Raw genomic sequence first — 1,916 nt, 5'->3', positions numbered from 1 at the left:
TATTCTTCGAATGCGGTGGTGAAGATGACTTTCGGCGGGCGGGGGAGGCTTTTGAGCAGATCGATGCCGCTGATGTAAGGCATTTCGATGTCGAGGAAGAGCAGGTCGACTTCCTGCGCGCGCAGGAGCTCGTTGAGGTCCATGGCGTTTTCGCAGACGCCGGCCAGTTCCAGGAAAGGGATCTGTTCCACATAACCGCGGAGGCCTTTGCGGGCCTGGGGCTCATCGTCGGTGATCGCGCAGCGTATTTTCATAATTCGATTTTTAAAGTAGCGGAATAGGAACCGGGCTGGTCGTGGGTTTCGAGGGAATGGCGATCGGGGTACAGCAGCGCCAGCCGCCTGCGGAGGTTCTCCAGGCCGATGCCGCCGTCTTTTGCGGTAGCGGCGATGGGAGGCTTGGCATTGGCGGCGGTAAAGACGAGCGTATCACCCTCCAGTTGTGCCGATATGGTGATCCAATAATCTCCGCCAGCGTATTTGAAAGCGTTTTCCACGAGCGGGAGGAGCAGGAGCGGGTAGATGTGCTGGTCGCCCAGGCGTTCGCTGATGTCCACTTCCAGCCGCAGGTGCTCGTTCATGCGTTGGCGTTGCAGGCCGATGTAAGCGTCGAGATGCTGCAGCTCGCGGCAGAGGGGAACGGTTTGCTGGCGGTCGTAGAGCTGGTAGCGCAGGAGGCCGGAGAGGGCGGTGAGGGTATGCTTGGCCTGGGGCACATCGTCGTCCATCTGGAAATATACCGTATTAAGCGCATTGAAAAGGAAGTGGGGATGATACTGGGCCTTCAGGAACCGGAGCTCCGTCTGCAACCTGTCGTTGGTGATCTGCTCTATCAGCAACTGCTGCTCATAGCTGCGCCGCACCCACGCGTTCCCCCGGGCGAGGGCGTAATAAAGAAGCCAGAAGAGCAAAGGGATGAGGTAAATATTCACCACGTCGTACCACTGGCAACCATCATCTGTCAGCGCCGCCATGGGGATGAGCGTAACGGAGGATATCAATTCGATGAGCAGGGCGGCTTCCGCCAGTTCGCGGGCGGCGCCTGCTTTGCGGCCCGGATCTCCGGCCAGCCGCCTGCGCAGCTGCCACACCATGGCCGCATAATAGATGTAGCTCGAAACAAAGCCCACACCCAGCTCCCAGGCATTGATACTCCAGTGCCGCTCCCAGGCGCGCGTACCGGAGATGACGTCGTTCACCAGCCGGATGCTCGCATAAATGCAAAGCCCGTATAGCGGCGGAAAGAACATATGCCAGTGTCTGCCTTTCATATCTTTCAAGTTAACCAAATTTCAGGATACCTGCGGCTGCCGCCGCTCCGCCGCCACCGGCGGTTTTTCCTCCCCGCCGCGCAGTTTCATCCCCATCAGGAACCGCGCCCAGCCGAAAGGCCGGATAAACAGGTGGATAGTGAAAACCGACGCCAGTAAAGCCGTTACCGTCACAAAGAGGTACTTCATCCCGATGGTATCGCTGGTCTGCACCACGTAATATGCCACGATCACGATCACCGTCTGGTGCAGGATATAAAACGGGTACACCGACTGGTTCACATAATCCGGCACAGGCTTCAGGCGCGAGAGATAGCGTTTGCCATACCCCGTGAGCGCCATCACCCAGCACCACGAGAGTAAAGGCCATCTCGCCAGCCAGAGATACGTGAGCGGGTGGCTTTCCCAATCCGGCAGCCAGCTTTCCAGTTCAATATCGTTCCAGCGGAAATAATTGACGAATACCAGGAGTACGAACCCCGCGCCGAGCGACAACCGCCGGTTCCGTTCAAGGCTTTCCATCAGGGCGGGCTGCATCATGCAAACGAACCCCGCGATCACGAACAGCAGCCAGTACACGAAAAAGCAGTAATCATGTATGAGATCGTTGGTGGCGGGGTAGGACCGTACCATGGCCGAAAACCAT

2 protein-coding genes and 1 pseudogene are annotated in these 1,916 nt (G+C 58.0%); all 3 read right to left on the bottom strand.

What is annotated here, in order from left to right:
• Window positions 1-254 (bottom strand): response regulator (locus Q0510_RS22935; protein WP_298716975.1); only part of this gene is annotated, 254 nt, incomplete at its 3' end.
• Window positions 251-1,270, bottom strand: coding sequence for a histidine kinase (locus Q0510_RS22930; RefSeq protein WP_298716972.1), 1,020 nt, complete (start codon window positions 1,268-1,270; stop codon window positions 251-253). The genes Q0510_RS22935 and Q0510_RS22930, both read right to left, overlap by 4 nt.
• Window positions 1,271-1,291: 21 nt before the next feature.
• Window positions 1,292-1,916 (bottom strand): annotated as a pseudogene (locus Q0510_RS22925) (acyltransferase); the annotation flags it as partial.

Origin of the sequence: uncultured Chitinophaga sp. (genome assembly GCF_937874145.1) — a bacterium.
Classification (GTDB): Bacteria; Bacteroidota; Bacteroidia; order Chitinophagales; family Chitinophagaceae; genus Chitinophaga.
This window is presented reverse-complemented; position numbering and strand designations above follow the sequence as displayed.